Consider the following 19,342-nt stretch of genomic DNA (forward strand, 5'->3'; position numbering starts at 1 on the left):
TGGAGTCATTTCTCACCTACAAAATCAGGTCCCCCAGGCGCCGGGTGGAGTCAGAACTGACCTACAAGTGGAGTCCACCGTCACCTACGAAGCCATGCGTCCATGTCGGTGACCTTGAGCGCGGACGGGTTGTCCCCGCCGCCGGGCCGCCTGGACAGAGCGCGGGAAGCGACCACGCAGCTTTCGTAGGCAATTCGGAAGGCAGTGTTCTCGGGCGTGGCCTCCTTGATCCAGTTCGCGAGGAGTTGGCGCAGCCAGTCCTGCCGGATGTTCGTGACGTCCAGCCGGCGCGCGGTGGTGCGCACGCCGGAGCGGGTGCGTGAGCGAAGGCCCAGGTCGCTCAACTCCCATACAGGCTTGTCGAGCGGGTCGATGCCGCAGAACCGGTCGAAGGCTCCGCGCACCAGGCGCACCACGTCGTTCCAGTGCGCCTCGCAGTTGCGGTCGAGATATCCGAGATCGGCGAGCTTCTTGTCCGTCAGGGCGGCGATGCTGTCGGCTCCGGCCAGGCCGCGGACCATCAGCCGCATGGCGACTGGGCTGATCGTGGGACGCTGCTTGTCGCGCTCGACCAGGGCATAGAGGAGCTCGTGGCGCAGCAGGTCGGGCAGGGCGATCAGGGAGAACTGGAAGCCGGTCAGGCACGGGTGTTGCACCGCCGCCCAAGCCCCCAGGTCCTCATTAGTCGCGGCCCTCAGACCCGTCTTCTTGCGGTGGCGCCGCCAGCGTTCCCGGTGGTACGTGCACAGCGGTACCCGCGCGTGAGCGGTGCCGGCGCAGGCGGCGACTCGGCACGGATCGCCAGGCGGACGCGGCTTGGCATGGATCCTTAGCCAGTCGTCGAGCTCCAACTGCGTCTGCCCGCTGCGCACGTGGTGGCGCCACTGCGCGTAGTGCGGGGTGCAGGCGCCAAGTGTCGCGGCTTCCAGGGCGCACCGCAGCCCGTCGCGCTCGACCGAGCACGGCGGCCGTGACCCGGGCAGCGAGCGCACCAAGGCACGTCGGCCGACCGTCGCGAACTCCTCCCGGCTCAGCCCGCTCTCGAGGAACTGCTCGTAGCAAGACCGGCACAGGTGCCGGGTCGCGCGGACCGCGACATGGCATCCAGCGCTGTTGCAGCGCCAGATCGCGGTCGACTCCTTGGCCGGGTCACCCGTGAACAGCCAGTGCCTGCCGCCCCATTCGGCCGGGCGCCAGTTCGCGTCGTTCGTGTGCTCGATCAGCCATTCCTGCCACTTCACGCGGTCGAACGGCAGTGGGATGACGTCGCTCTCGGGTGCGTGAGCAGTGGTGAGGACGCTCATCGGGCCAGCTCCCGGCGGCGCGCGTCGGCCCGCTCGACCGCCGCCCGGCGTTCCTCGTCGGAGGTGTGGACGTACACGCCCATCGAGGAGTCCGACTCGTGGCCGAGCAGGTCCTTCACCACCGCGCGGTCGTGCCCCTGGCGGATCCACTCGGTGGCGGCCCCGTGGCGCACCATGTGCGGCCGGGCGATCAGATCGGCTCGGTGAGCGAGCCGGTCGAACAGGTCTTTGGCGTTCGAGTAGGTCATCGCCCGGCCCAGCGGGGCGCGGAACAGGTTGACCAGAACCTGCTCGGTGAACTCCGCCTCCAGTACGGCCGCTCGCTCGTACAGGTAGTCGGTGTAGCAGCCGACCAGGTCGCTGGTCACCGGGATGGCGCGTGGCCGCCGGGACTTCGCCCATGCTCCGTTGCTGTTCAGACGGCGCCGTACGTGGACGTGCGGGCCCTTCTCCTGGCATCCGAAGGCCTGAGCGTCGGGCAACAGGTGCATGTCCTCCCGTCGTAGCCCGAGTGCCTCGCCGATCCGCATGCCCGTGCACCACAGCAGCAGGACCAGGAAGCGGTCCCGAGCGTGGCGCGTAGCCTCGACCAGGCGGGCGATCTGGTCAACCGTCAGCCATTCGATCCCGGAGTCCACCGACGCGAACTTGAGCTGTCGCGAGCGGACCGTGCGGTGCTCGTTGTTCTCACCCGGGTTGAAGTTGGGCGGCAGGTAGCGCAGGTACCGTGGCTCGGTGAGCTGGTCGGTCAGCTCGTGATCGACCCAGCCCATCCGGCTGCCGAAGGTCAGGAACTCGCAGACCGTGCCGACGATCGCGTTCGCGGTGTTCGTGTCGCGGAAGCGTTCCGGCCCGCCGCCCGCCCGGCTCCTCGACGGCAGCGGCTCTTCGACGAGCCAGCGCAGGAACCGGGCCAGCTGCCACACGGTCACCTGAGCCCACTGGAGCCGGTGGAACGTGCAGTACGAGAGATAGAGCGCCGTCCGACCCGCGTACGTGCGCTCGGTGTTGTACGCCTTCCCGGCGTTGCGTAGCGCTGCGAGGAAGAGCGAGCCCTCGTCGTGGAGGACGTAGTCGTCCGCCCCAACTATCACCCACGCCGTGCAGTCTTGCCCCAGTGTCGCCCGCTCAGCACGGTACGACGTGACAAACGTGCCTGAAATGCCGAACACCCCTTGGATACCGATGGCCAGGCCATGCGGACGGGATGTCTCTGACATGGCTGCTTACAAGATCACCATGAAGATAACCGGGTACGAGCCGGAGTAATGGTGTGCGAGCACGAACCCCTTGGCGGGCTCCTCGTCGGGGATGACCTCCACGGTGTAGCGGCGGGCGTCGAAGCCTCCGTCCCGGACGTGCGCCCAGGAGTGCGTCCGCCCCCGCCACCGCTGGCACCAGGGCGACGCGGTCGCAATCTCCGGCAGTTCCTCGAACGGCAGGGTCTTCTGGTACCGCACCGTCATGGTGTCTGACCGTCCGTGGACTTCTGCTCGCTCACGCAGGCAGATGCCCTCTCGGCATCGGGACGCAGCACAGGGAGACCAAATTCGATCCCCACGTGGTAGGCCATCACGCGGCCGTCACCGCGCCGGGACCGGAGAGTTCCCTTTCCTCGCCGGTGAGCGCTTCGACGCCCATCCCGACCAGGTCCCGGCCGATGTTCGAAGTAACTGCGTTGCCGATCATCTCGATGGTCTCGTCGCGGTCGCCGAGGAAGACGAAGTTGTCGGGGAACTCCATGGCGTTAGCGGCTTCGCGCGGCCGGATCATGCGGTATCGGCATTCAAAGACGCTGGCCGCGTAGCCGATCAGCCCGTGCCGGTCGCGGGTGGTGAGGGTCGGCATGGGCGCGGTGACCGGCTGCGCGGTGCTGTTGCCGTAGTACGGCAGCAACTCGTGCCTGGTGGGGTCGGCGTAGACGACGCCGTGGTTGAGGCCGCCCGCGGTCAGCGTCGACATCGGCTGGTCTGCCGGCCGGTGGGCGGATCCGCCGCCGTGCAGCTCGATCATGTAGGGCGAGAGCAGGGCGCCGTCGCCGTGTGTGCGCCGGTACTTGGTCCAGCCGTCGCGGACCTTTCGCATGGTGTTGGGCACCAGAGGGGTGCGCCGCTCCCCGATCATCTGGGCGGGCAGGGTGAAATCGATGGCCTCCGCCGCGCCCCGCACCCGGGGCTCGACGATGATGTTGCGGCATTCGATGCGCGGGCAGCGGTAGACGTACTGGCCGTTCTTGATGCCGTACACACCCCATGGCCGGTCCGGGCTGCACGTCTTCGTGGTCTTGAAGGACTGCAGGAGCTGCACCCGGCCGTGGCGCGGACAAATGCCGTACGGACGCAGCCATTTGTCGAAGTTGGGGGCGCGGTCTCCCTTGCGCCAGAAGATGACGTACATCCGCGGCCGGCGGGAGCGGGAGCCGGGGCCGGCAGCCTGGGCATGTGCGGAGTCGATATAGACGATCCGGTACTCATACGGGCCCCACAGGGCGACGCTGCGCAGCCAGGTGTCGAAGGCGAAACCGGGGGCCTCCTCAGGACCCCACCAGCGAGCGTCCGGCACGTTCTCCACGATGATCAACCGATAGCGGTGGTGTTCAGCGAACCGGGCGACGTCGTGCATTGTGGCGCGCGATCGGATTGCGGCCTCGTCGGTGCCGTCGGTGGCCAGGAGGCCGTTGGCGAACTCTCCGTGGCCGCGCTTCTTGCCCCGGGCCCGGGTGTGGTGTGTGCACTCGGGGGATGCCCACAGGATGTCTGTGCGAGGGTACTTGGTCGGGACGACCTGGGAGATGTCGGCGCAGTCGTGGTCGGTGTCCGGATGGTTGTGCTGATGGGTGTTGATGGCATGTCGGGAGTGGTTGGCGGCCATCACGACGCGGACACCGGGGACCTGGATGGCGCCGCTGGTGGAACCGCCGGCGCCGCAGAACAGATCAGTCATCGTGATCACGGTGCTGCTCCTGAGACTTGTAGTGGGTGTGCCCGGGGGAGGTGTAGGGCCGGCGCAGCTCGTACGGAGCGGCACACGCGATGCCGCAGTTGCGGGAGTTGGGCTGGCCGAGGGGGGGGGAGTCGAGTCCTGCGGCGGCGAACTGCGGAACAAGCGAGAGCGACCAGCAGGGGGCAACCTTCCTTGGTTGCTTATAAGCTACATAGCGTGTCGCTTATAAGCAACGCCCGTTGGGTGGGTACGGTTTCCTCATGCCGACAGCGCCTGATGAGACAGACAACGCCGACCCTGAAGTTCTCGCGCTGCGCCGGGCGTTCGGTCAGCGGCTCAAGGAGCTGCGCAACGAGGCGGAACTGACTCAGGGGCAGCTTGCGGAGGCTGCAGGCATCAACCGGGTCTTCTATGTGGGTGTAGAGGGCGGTCGGCGGAATGTGTCGTTGGACAAGGTGTTCGCCCTTGCCCGCGCGCTGAGGGTCGACGTCGGGAGGCTCTTCGTCAATCTGGGCAGCCCGAGAGCTGAAACGAAGCCGCCAGTGGCCTGATGGCCCGTCCGTACTGCGACAGCACCGGCAGGTGTCAAGAGTCGTCTCCGAACAACGTCGGCGTAGCGCGGAGTTCGTTTAGCCAGGCCAGGAGGCGGGGGAGGTTGGTGTCGGGCCCGAAGGTGAGGTAGGTGCCGTCGCAGCTGGTGCAGCCGAAGGCGTGCGCGATGCGCAGTCGCCGGCGGGAGTTGACGCGGCCCATGTGGACGGCCAGGCCGCGCTCGCGGGCCTCGAGGGCGAGGCGGTGGGCGGCCGGTGAGGTCTTCCAGTTCGTCGAGCCCGCGAGGAACAGCACGTCGACCAAGTCCCAGGGCACGAGGCCGTGTTCACTGCCGTCCTGGGCGGCGAACGCGGCCGGGATGCCCAGGGCGCAGATGGGCTCCAGCCAGGGCAGCGACTCGGCGAGGGTGGCCGCGGCGTCCATCGGGACGTCGGGGGCGACGGCCCACAGACAGCGGCCGGGGCGGTAGCGGTCGACGGTCGCCTTCAGCCAGGCGAACCAGGCCTGCTCGCCGGGCCAGCCCTTGCCGAACTTGCCGTTGTCGCACGCGTACCGGGCGCCGGGCGGGATGACGTTGCCCTGGGCCGGGGTCGTCATGCAGGCCAGAAGCCCGGCCTGCATGGCGGCCCGTACCTCAGCTCCGGACGGCGTGGCCAGGTACAGCACGGCGGAGAAGCGGAGGAGGAACAGGGGCTGAGGCCATGGATGCGCGCACGGGAAGTCCTTCCGGAGGCGGCGGTGAGGGGCCGTTCAGACGAGGGGGAGTTGGGCGGCGGAGCCCGAGACGAGGGCGGCCCAGTGCTGCTCGAAGTTCCTGTCCTGCTTGTTGATCACGCGGGCGGGGGCGGTGGCGAAGAGTTCCTCCGCCATCGGCCAGCCCTGCGCGCGGGGGCGGACCCAGGCCCGGGCGCGCCCGTACACCGGGTCGTGCTCGGCGTCGATGCCGTGCCGCTCGGAGATGGAGATCAGCCGCCGGGCGAGCTGGTGCGGGCGGCCGAGGTCGACACGCTCGGTGGAGCGCTTGACCGGGCGGCGTCTGCCGTCATCGGACAGCAGGAACAGGCGGCGCACGTGGTAGAGCGCCCACGGCATGTCGAGCTCGCGCTCGAACGCCTCCAGGCACGTCCGGTCCCGCGGCTGGGCCGGGTCGAAGAGCTCCAGGAGGGTCTTGCGGCCGTAGAGCTTCGCGTTCGGGTTGAGGCTCATCGCCGTGTACTCCAGGCGCAGCACCTCGCCGGCGATGTCCGGGTGGGAGCGCATGCGCTCCATGTGGGCGGGCAGCGAGCCCATGGAGGCGGAGAAGCAGCAGAACGTGCAGTACGACTTCGGCCAGTGCACGCCGAACCGCTTCAGCAGGTAGGACTCGCACTGCTGCCGGCCCCAGCCCCAGTCGATGAGCGGGAACTCCCCGGTACGTCCGGGCATCTTCGAGGTGACCTGGTCGCCGAAACGGCGGCCCTCCTCGTCGGCGTTGAAGCCCATGATCTGCCTGAACGGCCGACCGCCGAAGACCTGCTTGAGCCACCAGTCGCCGACGTCGCCCTTCGCCCACAACGAGCATTTGCGAGTGCCCGCCACCTGGGGGACCGTGCCGACGGACTCCTGGTCGTCCCACAGCGTCCACGGCCCACGCGCGATGAGCTGCTCGGGGTGGCGGGAGTCGTCCAGGATCGTGAACCCGTCGGACTGGAGGTGCCCGTTGCGCGCCAGCTGGACGAAGCGCACGCCGTTCTCGCGCAGCAGCGGGATCATGAACTCGTCGGCCAGGAGCCGAGTTTCGGGCCACTCGCTGCCGGTGGCCATGTAGAGGACGGCGGTGCGGTCGAGGTCGATCCCGTACGTCTCCGGGGCGGTGAGCATCTTGGCCAGGTAGGCCGAGGAGTCGGCGCCGGCACCCCAGTTGATGACGGTGTCGAGGCCGTCGTCGGCGGTGAGACCGGGCAGCGACGGCGTGTACGCGGCAGCAGTGGGCACGGCGCGGCTCACTTCTCGCCCGGACGGGCCGTGGCCGCGACGAGCACCCTGCCGTGAGCGGGGGGCGGGGTCCAGGACCAAGAGCGGGCGGCGGACGCGTCGGGGACGTGGTTGCCGCCGTCTCGCGCACAGTGGCCGGTCGCCGGATCCCCCAGTACCTCGGCGATATTGGCGTGGTCGAGGCTGACGGGGAGGGCCGACGCGAGGAAGCCGGCAGGGTGTTCCATGGGGATCTTCTCCAAGGGCCGTGCCCGGGCATGGGCACGGGAACGGCGGCGTGTAGCGGTGGGACCTGGGGGTGGGGACCGACGCGCGGCCACAGGTGAGGGGCGCGCTTTGACTCAGATGGAGATGAGGCGCACGGTGTGGGCCACGAGTGCGGTTGCGGTGGTCTCGTCGAACGGCACGTCCCAGCTGAGCTGGACGGTGGACGAGCTGGAGTCGCGGTGGATCAGGCTGCTGCCGCCGTCGTGCGCGAGTCTGATGACGGGAACGCCGGGCAGCTGCTTGGGGATCTCGGCATCCGGTCCGGGCGCGTCGGCGCGGTCAGGGCGGTCGGCGAGGTCGGCGGCCAGGTGCTGCAGGTGGTACGCCTCGTGGGCGCAGGGCCCGTGGCAGGTCAGCACGGCCAGACGCGGCGTGCGGGGCCCGCCATACAACTCGTGCCGCATGCCGGTGCCGAGCTTCCTGCTGAGCACCACCGCGGCGTTCGCGGCGGGGTGGTCGCGCACGAGCCAGAACGCGTCGCCCTGCCCGTCCTGCCAGCACCAGCTGATCGTGCGGCCCGGGGTGTTGAGAATCTCCACCCATCCGGCCTTGAGCACCGGCCGACCGCCCCGCCAGGGGGACAACTCCAGCGAGCTGCGCCCGGACGCCGGATCGGCAAAAAGGGCTCCGGGAGTCAGCGGCCACGGCCGTACGCGGGCCAGGAGCAGCGGCATCGTCGATTCCGCCCTCGCGGGCGAGGCGGCGGAGCTGTACAGGGCATGTCCCGCAGGAGCTGGGATGGCCGACGAAGCAGCGCCCGAACCCTCCCCACTGCTGACGGCCGGTCAACGCCTCGAACAGCGCTGCAAACCGCCTCGGCTGCCACCCGCACTGATGAAGCTGGTCGAAGTGGGCATTGAGGCTGAGCCGGCTCCAGCCCTGCCCGTCCGGGCCTTTCGGACCATAGGTGGGCTGTTCAAGAAAGGTGGGCATGTGGCGCCTCCGAAAGACGTGCAGAAGGAACAGGGTCTGAGAGGGAAGCGGCGCGCGGTGAGAGGGCCGGTGGTGATGCCCGCCTGCGCTCAGGCCGGCGGGGACTGCTGGTGCGAGAATCCGGCGGCCTCGGCGGCCAGGTCGTCGGAGAGGTAGACGACGGACAAGCGGCCGGACAACAAGGTCATCGCACGCTGGACGCAGTCCTGTTCGGCGTCGGAGGACGTACCGGAGGGCACCCGGTGCACCCCGAGGTCCTCGTCGTAGACGAACCCGGCCTGTTCCAGCAGGAGGACGGTGACGTCGTCGACGTTGCCGTCGGCCAGGACGCCGTGGACGGGATGCCTGCCGATGATCAGGTCTGGGTAGAACACGGTGCCGCCGTCGAGGGCTTCCAGCGCGTCGGGCCGGGCGCTGGGAGGTTGATCATGGTGGTGCTCCGTGAGGCGCGGCCGCGAGAAGCGACCGCGCAGAGTCGATCCGAGATAAAGATGCTGTGGTGGGGAACCGTGATGTCCGGCGCGCTGCCGGTGGAGTGGCAGGCCAGGTCAGCGGTTGTCCTTTGTTGTCGGTTCGCCGAATGCCAGCTGTTCGACTGGACGGGCGTCTCCTGGCCGGGATCCGTGGGCGTCCTGCTCGGGGTGGACACCGAGGCGCTCCCGAACGCGCCCGTAGCGCTCGTCGAGGACATCCCAGGCCAGGGCTAGCGGGGGGCGGTTGAACATGAGCACCTCGGTGCCGTCACCGTCGTCCGCCACGCTCAGCTGCGGGTGCCGCGTCGCGGCGGCCTGCAGCGCGCGCCGGAGGCTGCGCGGCTGGAGCCGCAGCACGCGCCCCGGACCGGCGTCGTCGTGCAGGAGACGGCCGAGCGAGATACTTCCCGGGCCGGGCGTTGACCGTGAGGCGTACTCCAGACAGGCGTACGCGACCACCGAGGCCGGTGCCCTGACGCCGGCCGAAGGGCTCAGGCGGACCACGCCGTCGGGGGCGACGCTCATCATGCCCAGGGCACTGAACGGGCGGTCGACCAGGTCCTCCAGCGTGGTGCGCGGCTGCTCATGGGCGCTGCCTGCGGTGTACATGCGGATCATGCAACTGATGTCGCGGTGGAGCGTGGCGGCGGTGGGAAGCCGACTCCAGTCCGCCGCGGCGGCCGCGCGCAGCATCCCCTCCCGCAGAGAGCCCGGCTCCAGCCGGGCGAACGGCGACAGGCAGAAGGTGTAGAACCAGGCGGGCACCAGGCAGGGCGGAGCCAGTAGCCACCAGTGCAGCAGGAACAGGCTGCCGTCCTGCTCCAGGTAGGGGTCGGCCCCGTCTTCGTCGAGCAGCCACCGGCCCCGTGCGGAGGGAGTCACGTCGCTGGCCGTGCCGGGCCCATGGCGGACCTCGCTGGTGAGTTTGAACGCCGACGACCAGAACCGCATGGAGGCCACCGCGCTCTTGCCGGCACCGAGTTCGACGATCGCGCGGGCCGTTGCGAACACGCGCGGGTTGTCCAGCACGGCCAGGTGCGTCTTGAGGAGCCAGCCGTAGCGGGGGGAGTAGGAGCCGTGCCGGGCGTGGACCGGGGCGACGTTGGACGGGAAGGCGGGCGTAGGCATCGAAGTCTCCTGCGGGAAGCGGCAGTCAAGGGGCGCTGCGCGGTTTCGGTGGCCGACGGCGGCCACTCCTGGGGGCCTTGCCAGCGAGGGCGAGTTCGAGGAGGCGCCGGTTGCGAGCGCGGCGCTGGGGGGGTGAGCGGTTCACGCCACGGCTCGTACGGCTGCGGCCGGGTGGGGATGAGTTCCAGCTCCAGGCGGGCGAGCAACTGCTCCCGGATCGTGGGCGGCACGGTACGTGCCGTCTGCTGCTCACGTCGGCGGTCCTGGTCGGCCACGACCCCGACCCAGTCGCCACCGAGGCGCCGCACGAGCCCGTTGCGCAGCGCGCCGCCTTTGCCGGGGGTGGTTGCCGCCCACACACCTCTGCGGGTCAGTGACGGGTTGGCCAGCGCCCATTTCAGACAGCCCTGGACGACGGGACAGCCGGAGCAGGCGAGCTTGGCCCTGGCGATGGTCTTCGTCCGCTGAAGTCGGTCGGCGGCCTCTTCGAAGGCGAACAGCGCCGGGTCGTCCTGGCAGGGGCTGGGGCGGTCGGTGTGGGGAAAAGGAATGCGCTCGTCCGCGAGTGCGGAGACGGTATCCGGTGTGCGGACACGGCTTCTCATGAGATGCCCTCCAACAGGGCCGTGAGGGTGGTTCGTTGTGGGACGGTGACCAGGTCCGGGGCGCCGGGGGAGTGCGGGGAACGGTGCACGAGGGGTCAGCTCCACCACTCGTCTCGGGCAAGGCGCCTCACCAGGTCGGCGTAGGTGTCGCCCTCGTAGCCCGGGGGAAGGTCTCGTTTGCGCCGCTCGACGTTCGCTGCCCTGACACAGAAGTGGCAGGCCGGTTCTCGGAACGCGTGATGCCGTCGGCCGGGCTCGGGGTACCAGCCGGTCTCGGCGTCGATCAGGACCGACACCACACGCTCCGGGTCGTACATGAACGGTCGTCCGCAGCTGATGCAGGGGCTCATCGCGACGGGGTGTTCGTGGGCCACGGCGTCAGGTCTCTTCGAGACCGGGGTGCCAGCGGAATGCGTCGGCCGAGAGCGCCTCGGGGTCGTTCGGGTCCCGGTAGTGGCTGTCTTGGGGCTCGTTGTCGGCTACGGCGTGGGCGTCGATCCATTCGTCGGCGGCCTGTTCGGCGCCGAGCGTGCGCAGCAGGCTGGCGAGTACGTCTACTTCCTCGCAGTTCAGGAGGGGGGCGATGTCGGCGGTGAGGGTGCCGCACCAGGTGTCGGCGAAGTCGTGGCCGAGGCTGCTGGGGATGGTGGTCTGCTGCTGGGCGGTGGTGAGGGTGTTGTTCATGTCGTTTTCCGGGGCGTTCAGACGGGTGGGGCCGGCGGATCCGGCTGGGGTGCGGGGTCGAAGGCGCGCAGCTGCTTGCCGCGGTTCTAGACGAGTTCGGCGGCGCCCAGGAGGGATGTGACGGTGCGGCCGGATCCGGAAGGGCCTTCGAAGGCCGGGCGGACCGGTCGGGATTCCTTGACTGCGGGCCGGAATTCGGGCATCGGGGTCAGGGAGCTGCCACTGGACACGGGGGATCTCCAGGGACGTCAGCGGATGCGGGCCCAGCCGCCGTGTCGCTGTGGGCGGGACCGTCGATCGTGTCCGGGCGCGCCCTGGGCTGCGGCAGGTGCTGCTTGGGGTGGTGTGGGCGCGGGGGGTCGGGCCAGCGCGGGCGGGAGGGTGTTGTCGGTGTAGGCGATGCGGTGACGCAGGCTCAGTCCGACGTCATCGGCGTCGAGATCGAACACGGTGCGCTTGATGCCTTCGCGGTCGGTGTAGGTGCGCTGGCGCAGGCGGCCCTGGACGATGACGTGCATGCCGCGCTGCAGGCACTCGCAGACGTGCTCGGCAACGTGGCGCCACACGGTGCAGGTGATGAACAGGGATTCGCCGTCGGTCCACTGGCCGGTGCTGCGGTCGTAGATCCGTGGCGTTGATGCGACCCGGAAGCGGGCGACGGGCGTGCCCTTTTCGGTGAACCGGATTTCGGGGTCGGCGACCAGGTTTCCGGTGACGGTGACGATGGTCTCGCTGGTCATGACGGCCGTCAGTTCCGGGAGCGGCGGCGGGCGCCGTCCTGTGGGGATCCGATGGCGGAGGGGACGGGGTCGGGTGTGGGCACGGGGTCACTCCTGTCTCGTGTGGTTCGGCGCAGGGAGGGTGCCAACCTCCTGTTGGATTCGATACTAGATACTGCACGGGTGGGATGCAAGCGGATCACCTCCCGCCCCGGTGAGGATTTCTACAGGTCAAAGCGTCGAGCCTGCCGTGCTGGCCCGGAGGCCGCTCGGCGCGCACCGGCGCCGGCTGCTTGCCCGTGCCGCCGGCCGGGCCGCCCTTGAAGGACCGCACATCCCGGACCGGCGGCAGCCGGGTCTGTCCTCTCAGCAGTTGAGCCGATGCTTCTCCGCGTTCAGGAGTTCGATCACCGGACGGAGCCAAGAACCCTCCGCGTCGTAGGGCGTACGCCCCTGGGACATGGCCTCGATGGCGTCGGCCTGCGCCGCGTACGGACCGCCGAGAGCCCGCAGGTCGGAAATGACCTTCGGCATGTGAGTGCTCAGGGGTTTCCTCCAGGGACGGTTGGCCGGACTGGTGCCCTGCCGGGCGTTGTAGAGGGGGCCTTCGACGGCGATGTGCCCGAGGTAGAGCACTGGAGCGTGAATGCCGAGGAGTTCGGCGAGTGCGCAGGCCCTGCGGTAGTCGGGGACGCAGGTGAACCCGCCGGATCGGCGGTAGCCGGTGGGGTGCGGGTTCGCGATCACCCGCCATTGCGCCATGGTCCAGGCGACCGTGGCCAAGGCCTTCTCGGTCGTGCGTATACCGCCTTCCGCTATGACGGCGGCCATGCACGGCTCGGAGAGTTCGGCCAGCAGACGGCGGGGTTCGGGGGCTGCTTCCAGGCGCTTGGCCTTGCGGATCTGCGTGATGGTCGGCTGGGCTTGGCGAAGACCATGCAGATCCGAACCGTCGGCCAGGTAGGCGCCGGACGGCAGCGAGACGTGCTGCCACGCCTCGGCGTCGAGGAGCGGGAAGCGGCGCGGCTCGGGGGCCATGAGCAGCCGCAGGAGGCTGCCGCCCATGGCGTCCATGGCCAGCTCGAACCCCTCGCTGCGGTCGGATGAACTGAGGCTGCCCTCCCTGGCCGCCCGCCGGTGGCCGCCTTCGTGGAACACCACGCGCAACGTCGTATCCAGGTCATCCAGGGTGCTCTCCTTGATGCCCAGCACATCGGTGGCGGCCTCGTAGATGCCGCTGGAGCAGTAGAGCGCCGAAGTCTCGTCCTCCCGGTAGACCCTGACCTTTCCGAGTGAATCCAGGCCGAAGGCGCTGCGGAAGACCGCACAGGCCAGGTCCAGCGTGCGGCGCCGCTCGACGCTGACGTCCCGGTGCTTCACCCACTGCGTCTTGGGGTACTGGCGCTGATGGTGCGCCACAGCCTGCCGTACGGGCCTGATGCCGAGCAGGCGCATCAGAGCGCCGTGCATGTGACGGTTCAGCCTGCTCGTGACGCACGTGACGCCTCGGCCTTGCAGATGAAGTTCGTCCTCGACAACGGTGCCCGCAGCATTGTGGTAGACCTCGTCGTCGTTCCACAGAGTCTGGGCGCGATCGCGGAAGGCACGGCGGACGGCGAAGTCACCGACGGAGTCGAAGTAGGTCTCGGCGGCCGACAGGCGCGGCCCGTTCAACGCGCGGTCGACGAACCGTGCGATGACGGCGGGGTCGGCGCTGGCCGCAAGAGCACTGCGGATGTGGGCCTCCAGCGCGGTTCCGTCGACGATCGTGCGGTCACGGTTTTGTTGGCCCTTGGCCGTGGCCAGGGGGAGGTCGTAGCTGGCCGCCAGCCGGGTGTCGGTGGAGACGAGGATGCCGCCGACGAAGATGCGTCCTGGGCGACCGTCCAGAATGATCTCTGCGTGGTCCTGCGGAGGCCGGTAGGCGGGGTTGCTGAGGTAGCGGACCCGGCTGATGGCGTCTTCGGCAACCTTCCGCGGGCAGGGGACGCTGATGAGGGTGCCGTGGCGCCGTTTGGTGGACCAGTACTGGTAGTGCAGCACCAGGCTCCGATGGCTCTCGTCAAGGCCAGGGACGCTGATGAGGTACGTGCTCGGTTTCAGGACCGGCGTGAAGCTGTAGCCGACCGTGTCGAACTGGACCGTTCCGATCTTCGGGTCGCGGGCGAGGACGAGCGCTGCGAGCTTCTTGCCTTCCCCGAACTGGCCGATCTGCTGGCTGTTCTTGCGGGAGGCCCCCAGGAGCAGTCCGGTGCGGGGGATGCCGGGACCCTGGTCGTGGATGGTCAGAACGCCGTGGCTCCAGTCCACTTGGGTGTGCGGGTCTTCGTCCAGTGCGTTGGCGATCAGTTCCACGAGGGCGCGCTCGGACGTCCAGTCCTTCACATAGTCCTCGGCGATGGGGTAGGGCAGTTCGCTGACCTGCTCGGGACGAGGCTGAACAGTGGTCTGCTGTCGGGCGGCGGCGGGCGCGCATGCAGGGGTGGGCATGACGAATTCCTCAGGCTGAGCGAGTGATCCCGGGGCGCCCCGAGGGCGCGGCCCTCCCCGAGGAGAGGTGGGTGAGAGCCGCGCCTGCTGAGGGCACTGCCGGACGGGATGCGTGTTGGCGTAACGGCTCGGCGGTGGGCCGCCGGTACGTGGCCGTCGTTGGGCACGCCGACGCTGCCCCGCGGGCGGGGCACTTCACCGAGCTATAGAATCGATACTAGATAAAAACAGTCGACATTGCAAGCGTTTTTCGCGGCCGAATCCCTTACCGCGGTTGCGATCCGTGCAGGTCAGGGCCTTATTGGCGGTGTCTGTCGGCTCGCCCCGTACCCTCCGGGATGCCTGTGAACTGCTGTACGGCTCAGTGGACTTGCGGGCCCGCCAGCGGGTGGAGGTTCATGCCGGGCTGCGGGTACCGCACCTGATCTGCGCCGCCGTCGACGTCGATATGCAGTTCGGAAAACCACTGGGACAGCACGTCGATAACCTCGCCGCCGTTCCAGTCGCCGGTGCTCTCCTCGATGTCCTTGATCCGGTTGAAGAGATCGGCGATCGCGGCACCTTCTCGTGTGCACTGATCGAATGGGAGTGAGGGCATGGTCAGGATGCCTTTCCTTGGCCGGAGCCGCGCGGGCCGGGGTGAGCGTCGGAGTGGCTGCCGCACGTTCGGGGTTCGGGGGAGCGGTGTCGGCTGAGGGCCGGTGGATCCGCGGTTGGCTGGGATCGGGATCGGGCGGCTCATCGGGGGCGAACATGTCGAGTTGGGCTACTGCTTGTCGGGCGAGGCCGAGGCGCGGTGTGCCGGCTGGCGGCGGGGCGGGTTCATTCGTCGCCCTCCAGGTCGAGCGCACTGCGCAGCAGCTCAAGCAAGTGCGCTGCGTCCTCGGGCAGGGCGGCCTCGCGCAGCAGGCGCTTGCGCCGGATCGGGACACCGAGGCTGATGCCGGCTGGCACGCCAGGTGCGTCCGGTTGCGCGACGAGGCGATAGTCGGCGGTGGAGATCATCCAGGCCTCGTACCGGTCGGCGGGACTGCCGCTGCGGGAGGCATGGCCTGGGTCAGGGTCGCGTGACGGACAGGGGCATGACGGATCGGTGCAGGGTCGTCCAGCGGGGTGGCTGGCCAGTACTGGGGCTCGGCGGTAGTGCGTCGCAGTGCCGTTGAGCATCGGGCAGTGCGCGGCCGCGTAGGGCAGGCACTCCGGGTGCAGGGCGGGTTCGGGCGAGTAGTCGCGGGCCTGGTCGGCCGGACGGACGATGAGGAAACACCGCTCGTCCAACTCCTGGCCGCAGATCTGGCAGAGGCGGTCGCGGTAGGCCCGGAACGCGCGCTCGGCGTCGAGGCTGCCGAAAGCGGCATGGCCGTTGTGGATCAGGGAGACCCAGGGCACTACGAGCCCGCCGGCCAGCGGGCGGTGCGCACACCGCTGGGGCATCGCCGGGTTCATGCAGAGGTCGATTCTTCACAGGCTGATCGGACCCGGCCGGGCACGGGGCAGGCCCGGCCGGATAACAGGGCGAGAGGGGTTGGGGGGCCGGTCGGGCGCTGGGATCGTCTGTGACCGGCGCTCAGGGACGGGCACTGTCCCCCGAATCGCGCTGCGGCCGCCGTCCTGGCGACCGCGCGCGTCTGCGTCGGCGTGGGCGGTGGTTGCGCTCAGTCGTGAGATGCCAGCCGTCGCAGACATCGCATTTGCGGTAGCCGCGCGTCGACTTGCCGCGGGCACGGGTGGCTCCGAAGGCTGCGCGGGCGGTGGCGCGGTCGGGGTAGCGCGGTCGTCCCGACGGGCAGGTGTCGGACACGACGTACTCCTTGGCTGTGGGGGAGGCGAGAGGGCCGGGCGCAGCACCGCTGCTCGGAGTGCTGCGCCCGGCAGGGCTCAGGCGGCCTGGTCGGCGGCCTGGTCCTCGTCGTCGGGCTGGGGCAGGTACTTGGTGACGGCGAGTTCCTCGACGTCGGACAGCCGGTAGCCCTCCGCCTTGAGGCACAGCAGGTAGGCGGCCTGGTGGCGGCTGAGGCCCTGCCACGCCTTCGGCTCGCGCATGCTGTACTCGAACGCGGCGGCCACCTGCGCGAACACCTGGTGCCATCCCTTGGTCTTGCCGTGACGGGTGACCAGGTCGTCGAACGGATCTCCCTCACGGCTGTACCGGGATGTGTCGGCGTTGGGGTCCGGGACCCCGAGGAGCTGGGCGACGGCCTCGGTCTCGCCCTTCTCGCACCACTTCGCGTACAGGTAGGGCGGGCTCATCACCGTGCGCAGGGCGAACTGCCGCACGGGCTCTGGCAGGGACTTTCCCTTGCACAGCCGCCTCACGAAGTCCTCGCGGACGGTCCGCGCGGACTTCCACGCCTTGTTGCCCGCGATGGTCCGCGCCCGCGCCTCCTTCTCCTCCTCGCTCATGGACTGCTTGGCCTGCTTGGCTCCGGGGCGGAGCTTGTGCCCGTACTTGGCGGGGTCGGAGCAGTACCAGACGGGCTGGAACTCCTCATCCAGACGGGCGGCATGGCCGGAGCAGTAGGCGTGCTTGTCCAGCGTGAGCGGCGCGCCCAGGGGCGTGCGCAGCTCGGTCAGCGGCCGGGAGGTGTCCTTCGTCCCCCACGGGAAGTGGTCGGGCAGCAGCGGGACATCGGCCTTCTCCAGTGCGTCCAGTGCCGTCTGCCGGGCTTCGGCGTCGGCCTTGGACTGCCGGAGCCGGGCCAGGGCCTGGTCCCAGTGACCGTGCCCGCCGCCTTCCTCGGCAGCGTCCTTGGCGTGAGCGTCCTCCAGCACCTGAACCGCCCGGGAGACGTCGCTGACTTCGGCCATTTCGGCCATCTGCATCAGGTCGAAACCCTGGACGCTTGCCCGGCGGAGCTGGGCGTCGTCCAGGCGGGCAGCCTCGCGCGCCGCGCGCAGCTCGGCCCGCTTGATCTTCAGGGCGCGGGCCATCGTCTCGCGTTGCTCCTCGCTCATATCGATGAGCGCCAGCGTCTCGATGGCCTTGACTCGGTCGCGGTCGTGCATCTGCTCGCGGTGATCGTTCTCGATCAGCGACAGCAGGTGCGTCATCGCGTCGTTGCCCACGAGGTCGGCCCGGATGATCGTTGGGATTTTGCGGTCGGGCCTGCCCTCGGCCTCGGCCGTGGCATTGGCGGCCTGCTGGGCCTGTGCACGTCGCCATCCCTTGAACGCGCCGTACGTTCCGTTTTCCTGGGGCCGGACGTGGATGGGGTCCTGTACGCCGAGTTCGGCCACCGACGCCTTGAGGTCGTCGTCCGGTTCGGTGCCGGTGGTCCGGGCGTTGTAGTCGTCGCGCACGATCAGGGCCGGGTCGAGGCGGACGATCTGGTCGTGGGCTTCTTCGACGGCTGGCGGCTCGGGCTGCGCGGTCTTCGGGGGCGTGGCGGGGGCGGCTTTGGTGGGGGGTTTCGTGGTCTTCTTCGCCTGGGGGGCGGTGGACATGAGTGGTACTCCTGTGCTGGTGGTGCTTGGCGGGCCGGGCGTGTCCCGGTCGGCCGGTCAGGCCGTGGGGCGGTCGTCGACTGTGACGACCATGCGGATGACGCGTCCGCTGCCGTCGCCCTCGACCGGGGAGATGGTGACGGCAGCGGAGAGCAGCAGCCCAAGGATGGTGCGCACGAGCAAGCACGTGGTCTCGGACGGCTGGTGGTGACCGGTCTGGTCGGCAGCGGTGCGGATCAGCTCGTCGGTGGCGTCGCCGGGCGTGTAGGCAAGCCCATGGCGCAGCAGGTGATCTGCGAGCCGGAGCGCTTTCATCGCGCGGCGGGTGGAGAGATAGCGGGCCTGGGGCCAGCCGGTGGGAAAGGCGGCGGGATCTTCGGCACGCGACATGGCGGTGCGTTCCTCTCGGACAGGGATGTTGGTCAGCGTGTGTGGAGCTGCGCTGGTGCCTGCGAGGGGATTTGAACCCCTGACCACCCACAAGTGGGACCGCTCTACCGCTGAGCTACGCAGGCCTGGGCCGTCGGTGCGGTGGCCGGGGGACTGTCAGCGCCTTATTCGATACTAGATAATAAATGCTCTGAATGCAAGTGGTCACCTCCATTTCGTGGTGGTGTTGGAGGGCCGGTGGCGTCGGCGGCGCGGGCGTGCTCGCGGCGCTCAGTGGCCGCTGTCGCCTGAAGCGGTCGCCAGGGGGGTGCCCGCCTGGTAGTCCGTGCCCGGCTCGGGCGGGATCGGTTCGCCGGTGGCGAGGTCGGTGCAGTACGCCGCGAACACGTCGGCCGCCGCCATGGGCTGGGGCCACCCGTTGATGACGGACCAGCCGCGTAGTACGGATGTGCTGTCGGTGGTGTGCGTGCGCGTGAAGATGATCGCGTCCCGGAAGGCGATGGAGGTCTGCGCCAGCAGGTGACAGAACATCAACCAGCCTTCGTAGTCGGCGTTCGCCAGGTCTTCGTCGTCGGGAGCGCATTCGACGGTCGCCGAGGCGGAGGCGAAGCTCCCGAGGGAGGTGCGAGCGCTGCACACGAGGTGATGGAGTCCCGGTCCGAGTGCATCCAGCAGCGCCCCGAATGCCTGGGCTGCGGTCTCGAACGGATCGGGCAGGGTGGTGGGGTCGGGCATGGCAGGTACTCCGGAGACTGAAGGGCCGGGGGGGTGAGGGCTGGGGCTGCTCGGAGTCCGCCGGCGGTAGGGCGCGGCGTCGAGCCGGACCCCTTGGTGAGCCGGTGGGTGGAAGACCCGGCCCTCAGGAGCCGTCGCGCGGCCGGGGAGAGAACTGTGCGGGTCGACTCCTGCAAGGTCCTGGTGGAGCGTCCGGCGGTTGGGGCCCGGTGCCGTCACAGGTCTTCCAAGGTGAGCCGCAGGCCGATGAACTGCTGCCTAAGCAGCGGGAGGATGTTGCCCTCCGCGTCGGGCCCTCCGGTGAGCAGGACGGGGCCGTGGTAGGGCTGGTGTGTGAAGCCGAACCGCCGGGCGAGAGCCGTCGCGGCGGGATTCACCGGGTGGTTGTACAGACCTTCGTCGTCGATCCACATGTCCCACTGGCGGGTCAGGGCGACGACGTCGAAGCGGCGGCATCGCAGTGCTGCGCGCAGCACTGCACGGCGCTCGGCGCTGGATTCGGTGTCGTGACCGAACGGCAGGTTGATTTCGACGAGTTGTGCGTCGCAGGTCAGGAGCAGGGCGGAGGGGGTTTGGGTCATGGGCGCTTCTCGTGCTCGCTGCAGAGGGGGGTGCCTCTATGTCTTTCGTCAAGGCACTCCTGTCGGGTTTGGGGTGGTTCGGGGTTGCTGAGGTTATGCGGCGAGCTCGACGTCCTTCGG

22 protein-coding genes, 1 tRNA gene and 1 pseudogene are annotated in these 19,342 nt (G+C 69.3%); 1 reads left to right on the forward strand and 23 read right to left on the reverse strand.

From position 1 onward, the window contains the following. Positions 1-80 precede the first annotated feature (80 nt). From ACWDR4_RS47505 to ACWDR4_RS47520, 4 genes are all read right to left on the reverse strand, one after another. Positions 81-1,304 carry a hypothetical protein gene (locus tag ACWDR4_RS47505; protein WP_450418108.1) on the reverse strand — a complete coding sequence of 408 codons (1,224 nt, stop codon included), beginning with the start codon at positions 1,302-1,304 and terminating at the stop codon, positions 81-83. Then, complete coding sequence (locus tag ACWDR4_RS47510; protein WP_450418110.1) at positions 1,301-2,398, reverse strand: tyrosine-type recombinase/integrase; 1,098 nt, start codon at positions 2,396-2,398, stop codon at positions 1,301-1,303. The genes ACWDR4_RS47505 and ACWDR4_RS47510 overlap by 4 nt, the downstream gene beginning before the upstream one ends. A gap of 132 nt (positions 2,399-2,530) precedes the next feature. Continuing rightward, positions 2,531-2,770, reverse strand: coding sequence for a hypothetical protein (locus ACWDR4_RS47515; protein ID WP_450418112.1), 240 nt, complete (start codon positions 2,768-2,770; stop codon positions 2,531-2,533). Between the two features lie 106 nt (positions 2,771-2,876). Further along, positions 2,877-4,247: a DNA cytosine methyltransferase gene (locus ACWDR4_RS47520; protein ID WP_450418144.1), complete on the reverse strand. Its 1,371-nt coding sequence runs from the start codon at positions 4,245-4,247 to the stop codon at positions 2,877-2,879. 260 nt (positions 4,248-4,507) lie between these two features. Between ACWDR4_RS47520 and ACWDR4_RS47525 the strand changes: the two genes are divergently transcribed. Further along, complete coding sequence (locus ACWDR4_RS47525) at positions 4,508-4,798, forward strand: helix-turn-helix domain-containing protein (protein WP_450418114.1); 291 nt, start codon at positions 4,508-4,510, stop codon at positions 4,796-4,798. A 34-nt stretch (positions 4,799-4,832) separates the two neighbouring features. On the opposite strand, the gene ACWDR4_RS47530 is transcribed toward ACWDR4_RS47525, so the two are convergent. From ACWDR4_RS47530 to ACWDR4_RS47620, 19 genes and pseudogenes are all read right to left on the reverse strand, one after another. Then, entirely contained in the window at positions 4,833-5,465 is a 633-nt protein-coding gene (locus ACWDR4_RS47530) for a hypothetical protein (RefSeq protein WP_450418115.1), read from the reverse strand. A gap of 84 nt (positions 5,466-5,549) precedes the next feature. After that, complete coding sequence (locus tag ACWDR4_RS47535; protein ID WP_450418117.1) at positions 5,550-6,773, reverse strand: hypothetical protein; 1,224 nt, start codon at positions 6,771-6,773, stop codon at positions 5,550-5,552. Between the two features lie 8 nt (positions 6,774-6,781). Beyond that, complete coding sequence (locus tag ACWDR4_RS47540; RefSeq protein WP_450418118.1) at positions 6,782-7,000, reverse strand: hypothetical protein; 219 nt, start codon at positions 6,998-7,000, stop codon at positions 6,782-6,784. A gap of 114 nt (positions 7,001-7,114) precedes the next feature. After that, complete coding sequence (locus tag ACWDR4_RS47545; protein ID WP_450418119.1) at positions 7,115-7,714, reverse strand: hypothetical protein; 600 nt, start codon at positions 7,712-7,714, stop codon at positions 7,115-7,117. A gap of 348 nt (positions 7,715-8,062) precedes the next feature. Beyond that, the gene (locus ACWDR4_RS47550) at positions 8,063-8,347 is read right to left on the reverse strand and encodes a hypothetical protein (RefSeq protein WP_450418121.1); all 285 of its coding nucleotides are present in this window, start codon (positions 8,345-8,347) and stop codon (positions 8,063-8,065) included. Positions 8,348-8,521: 174 nt separating this feature from the next. Continuing rightward, positions 8,522-9,574: a DUF4007 family protein gene (locus tag ACWDR4_RS47555; RefSeq protein ID WP_450418122.1), complete on the reverse strand. Its 1,053-nt coding sequence runs from the start codon at positions 9,572-9,574 to the stop codon at positions 8,522-8,524. A gap of 398 nt (positions 9,575-9,972) precedes the next feature. Then, positions 9,973-10,179 (reverse strand): annotated as a pseudogene (locus tag ACWDR4_RS47560) (WhiB family transcriptional regulator); the annotation flags it as partial. A gap of 95 nt (positions 10,180-10,274) precedes the next feature. Next, entirely contained in the window at positions 10,275-10,529 is a 255-nt protein-coding gene (locus tag ACWDR4_RS47565; RefSeq protein ID WP_450418124.1) for a hypothetical protein, read from the reverse strand. 28 nt (positions 10,530-10,557) lie between these two features. Then, positions 10,558-10,863, reverse strand: coding sequence for a hypothetical protein (locus ACWDR4_RS47570; protein ID WP_450418125.1), 306 nt, complete (start codon positions 10,861-10,863; stop codon positions 10,558-10,560). 86 nt (positions 10,864-10,949) lie between these two features. Further along, a complete protein-coding gene (locus ACWDR4_RS47575; RefSeq protein ID WP_450418127.1) occupies positions 10,950-11,093 on the reverse strand; it encodes a hypothetical protein in 144 nt (47 codons plus the stop codon). Positions 11,094-11,111: 18 nt separating this feature from the next. After that, on the reverse strand, positions 11,112-11,603 hold the full coding sequence (ssb, locus tag ACWDR4_RS47580) for a single-stranded DNA-binding protein (protein WP_450418129.1): 492 nt from the start codon (positions 11,601-11,603) through the stop codon (positions 11,112-11,114). A gap of 345 nt (positions 11,604-11,948) precedes the next feature. Next, entirely contained in the window at positions 11,949-14,072 is a 2,124-nt protein-coding gene (locus tag ACWDR4_RS47585; RefSeq protein WP_450418131.1) for a hypothetical protein, read from the reverse strand. A gap of 361 nt (positions 14,073-14,433) precedes the next feature. Continuing rightward, complete coding sequence (locus tag ACWDR4_RS47590) at positions 14,434-14,670, reverse strand: hypothetical protein (RefSeq protein ID WP_450418133.1); 237 nt, start codon at positions 14,668-14,670, stop codon at positions 14,434-14,436. A gap of 224 nt (positions 14,671-14,894) precedes the next feature. Beyond that, positions 14,895-15,518 (reverse strand): cell envelope biogenesis protein OmpA, encoded by a 624-nt coding sequence (locus ACWDR4_RS47595; RefSeq protein WP_450418135.1) that lies wholly within the window; start codon positions 15,516-15,518, stop codon positions 14,895-14,897. A gap of 432 nt (positions 15,519-15,950) precedes the next feature. Further along, positions 15,951-17,516 (reverse strand): ParB/RepB/Spo0J family partition protein, encoded by a 1,566-nt coding sequence (locus ACWDR4_RS47600; RefSeq protein WP_450418136.1) that lies wholly within the window; start codon positions 17,514-17,516, stop codon positions 15,951-15,953. Positions 17,517-17,573: 57 nt separating this feature from the next. After that, positions 17,574-17,906, reverse strand: coding sequence for a hypothetical protein (locus ACWDR4_RS47605; protein ID WP_450418138.1), 333 nt, complete (start codon positions 17,904-17,906; stop codon positions 17,574-17,576). Positions 17,907-17,959: 53 nt separating this feature from the next. Then, a tRNA-OTHER gene (locus ACWDR4_RS47610) sits at positions 17,960-18,031 on the reverse strand. Positions 18,032-18,176: 145 nt separating this feature from the next. Next, positions 18,177-18,641, reverse strand: coding sequence for a hypothetical protein (locus ACWDR4_RS47615; RefSeq protein WP_450418140.1), 465 nt, complete (start codon positions 18,639-18,641; stop codon positions 18,177-18,179). 215 nt (positions 18,642-18,856) lie between these two features. Further along, positions 18,857-19,222 (reverse strand): DUF3846 domain-containing protein, encoded by a 366-nt coding sequence (locus ACWDR4_RS47620; protein WP_450418142.1) that lies wholly within the window; start codon positions 19,220-19,222, stop codon positions 18,857-18,859. Positions 19,223-19,342: the final 120 nt, after the last annotated feature.

This window comes from Streptomyces sp. NPDC000878 (assembly GCF_053599695.1).

Excerpts from the sequence above, each read along its gene's own strand:
- ACWDR4_RS47505 (WP_450418108.1), bottom strand. The coding sequence starts at position 1,304 with ATGAGCGTCCTCACCACTGCTCACGCACCCGAGAGCGACGTCATCCCA.
- ACWDR4_RS47515 (WP_450418112.1), bottom strand. The coding sequence starts at position 2,770 with ATGACGGTGCGGTACCAGAAGACCCTGCCGTTCGAGGAACTGCCGGAG.
- ACWDR4_RS47520 (WP_450418144.1), bottom strand. The coding sequence starts at position 4,247 with ATGACTGATCTGTTCTGCGGCGCCGGCGGTTCCACCAGCGGCGCCATC.
- ACWDR4_RS47525 (WP_450418114.1), top strand. The coding sequence starts at position 4,508 with ATGCCGACAGCGCCTGATGAGACAGACAACGCCGACCCTGAAGTTCTC.
- ACWDR4_RS47540 (WP_450418118.1), bottom strand. The coding sequence starts at position 7,000 with ATGGAACACCCTGCCGGCTTCCTCGCGTCGGCCCTCCCCGTCAGCCTC.
- ACWDR4_RS47545 (WP_450418119.1), bottom strand. The coding sequence starts at position 7,714 with ATGCCGCTGCTCCTGGCCCGCGTACGGCCGTGGCCGCTGACTCCCGGA.
- ACWDR4_RS47555 (WP_450418122.1), bottom strand. The coding sequence starts at position 9,574 with ATGCCTACGCCCGCCTTCCCGTCCAACGTCGCCCCGGTCCACGCCCGG.
- ACWDR4_RS47565 (WP_450418124.1), bottom strand. The coding sequence starts at position 10,529 with ATGAGCCCCTGCATCAGCTGCGGACGACCGTTCATGTACGACCCGGAG.
- ACWDR4_RS47570 (WP_450418125.1), bottom strand. The coding sequence starts at position 10,863 with ATGAACAACACCCTCACCACCGCCCAGCAGCAGACCACCATCCCCAGC.
- ssb (WP_450418129.1), bottom strand. The coding sequence starts at position 11,603 with ATGACCAGCGAGACCATCGTCACCGTCACCGGAAACCTGGTCGCCGAC.
- ACWDR4_RS47585 (WP_450418131.1), bottom strand. The coding sequence starts at position 14,072 with ATGCCCACCCCTGCATGCGCGCCCGCCGCCGCCCGACAGCAGACCACT.
- ACWDR4_RS47590 (WP_450418133.1), bottom strand. The coding sequence starts at position 14,670 with ATGCCCTCACTCCCATTCGATCAGTGCACACGAGAAGGTGCCGCGATC.
- ACWDR4_RS47595 (WP_450418135.1), bottom strand. The coding sequence starts at position 15,518 with ATGAACCCGGCGATGCCCCAGCGGTGTGCGCACCGCCCGCTGGCCGGC.
- ACWDR4_RS47600 (WP_450418136.1), bottom strand. The coding sequence starts at position 17,516 with ATGTCCACCGCCCCCCAGGCGAAGAAGACCACGAAACCCCCCACCAAA.
- ACWDR4_RS47605 (WP_450418138.1), bottom strand. The coding sequence starts at position 17,906 with ATGTCGCGTGCCGAAGATCCCGCCGCCTTTCCCACCGGCTGGCCCCAG.
- ACWDR4_RS47615 (WP_450418140.1), bottom strand. The coding sequence starts at position 18,641 with ATGCCCGACCCCACCACCCTGCCCGATCCGTTCGAGACCGCAGCCCAG.
- ACWDR4_RS47620 (WP_450418142.1), bottom strand. The coding sequence starts at position 19,222 with ATGACCCAAACCCCCTCCGCCCTGCTCCTGACCTGCGACGCACAACTC.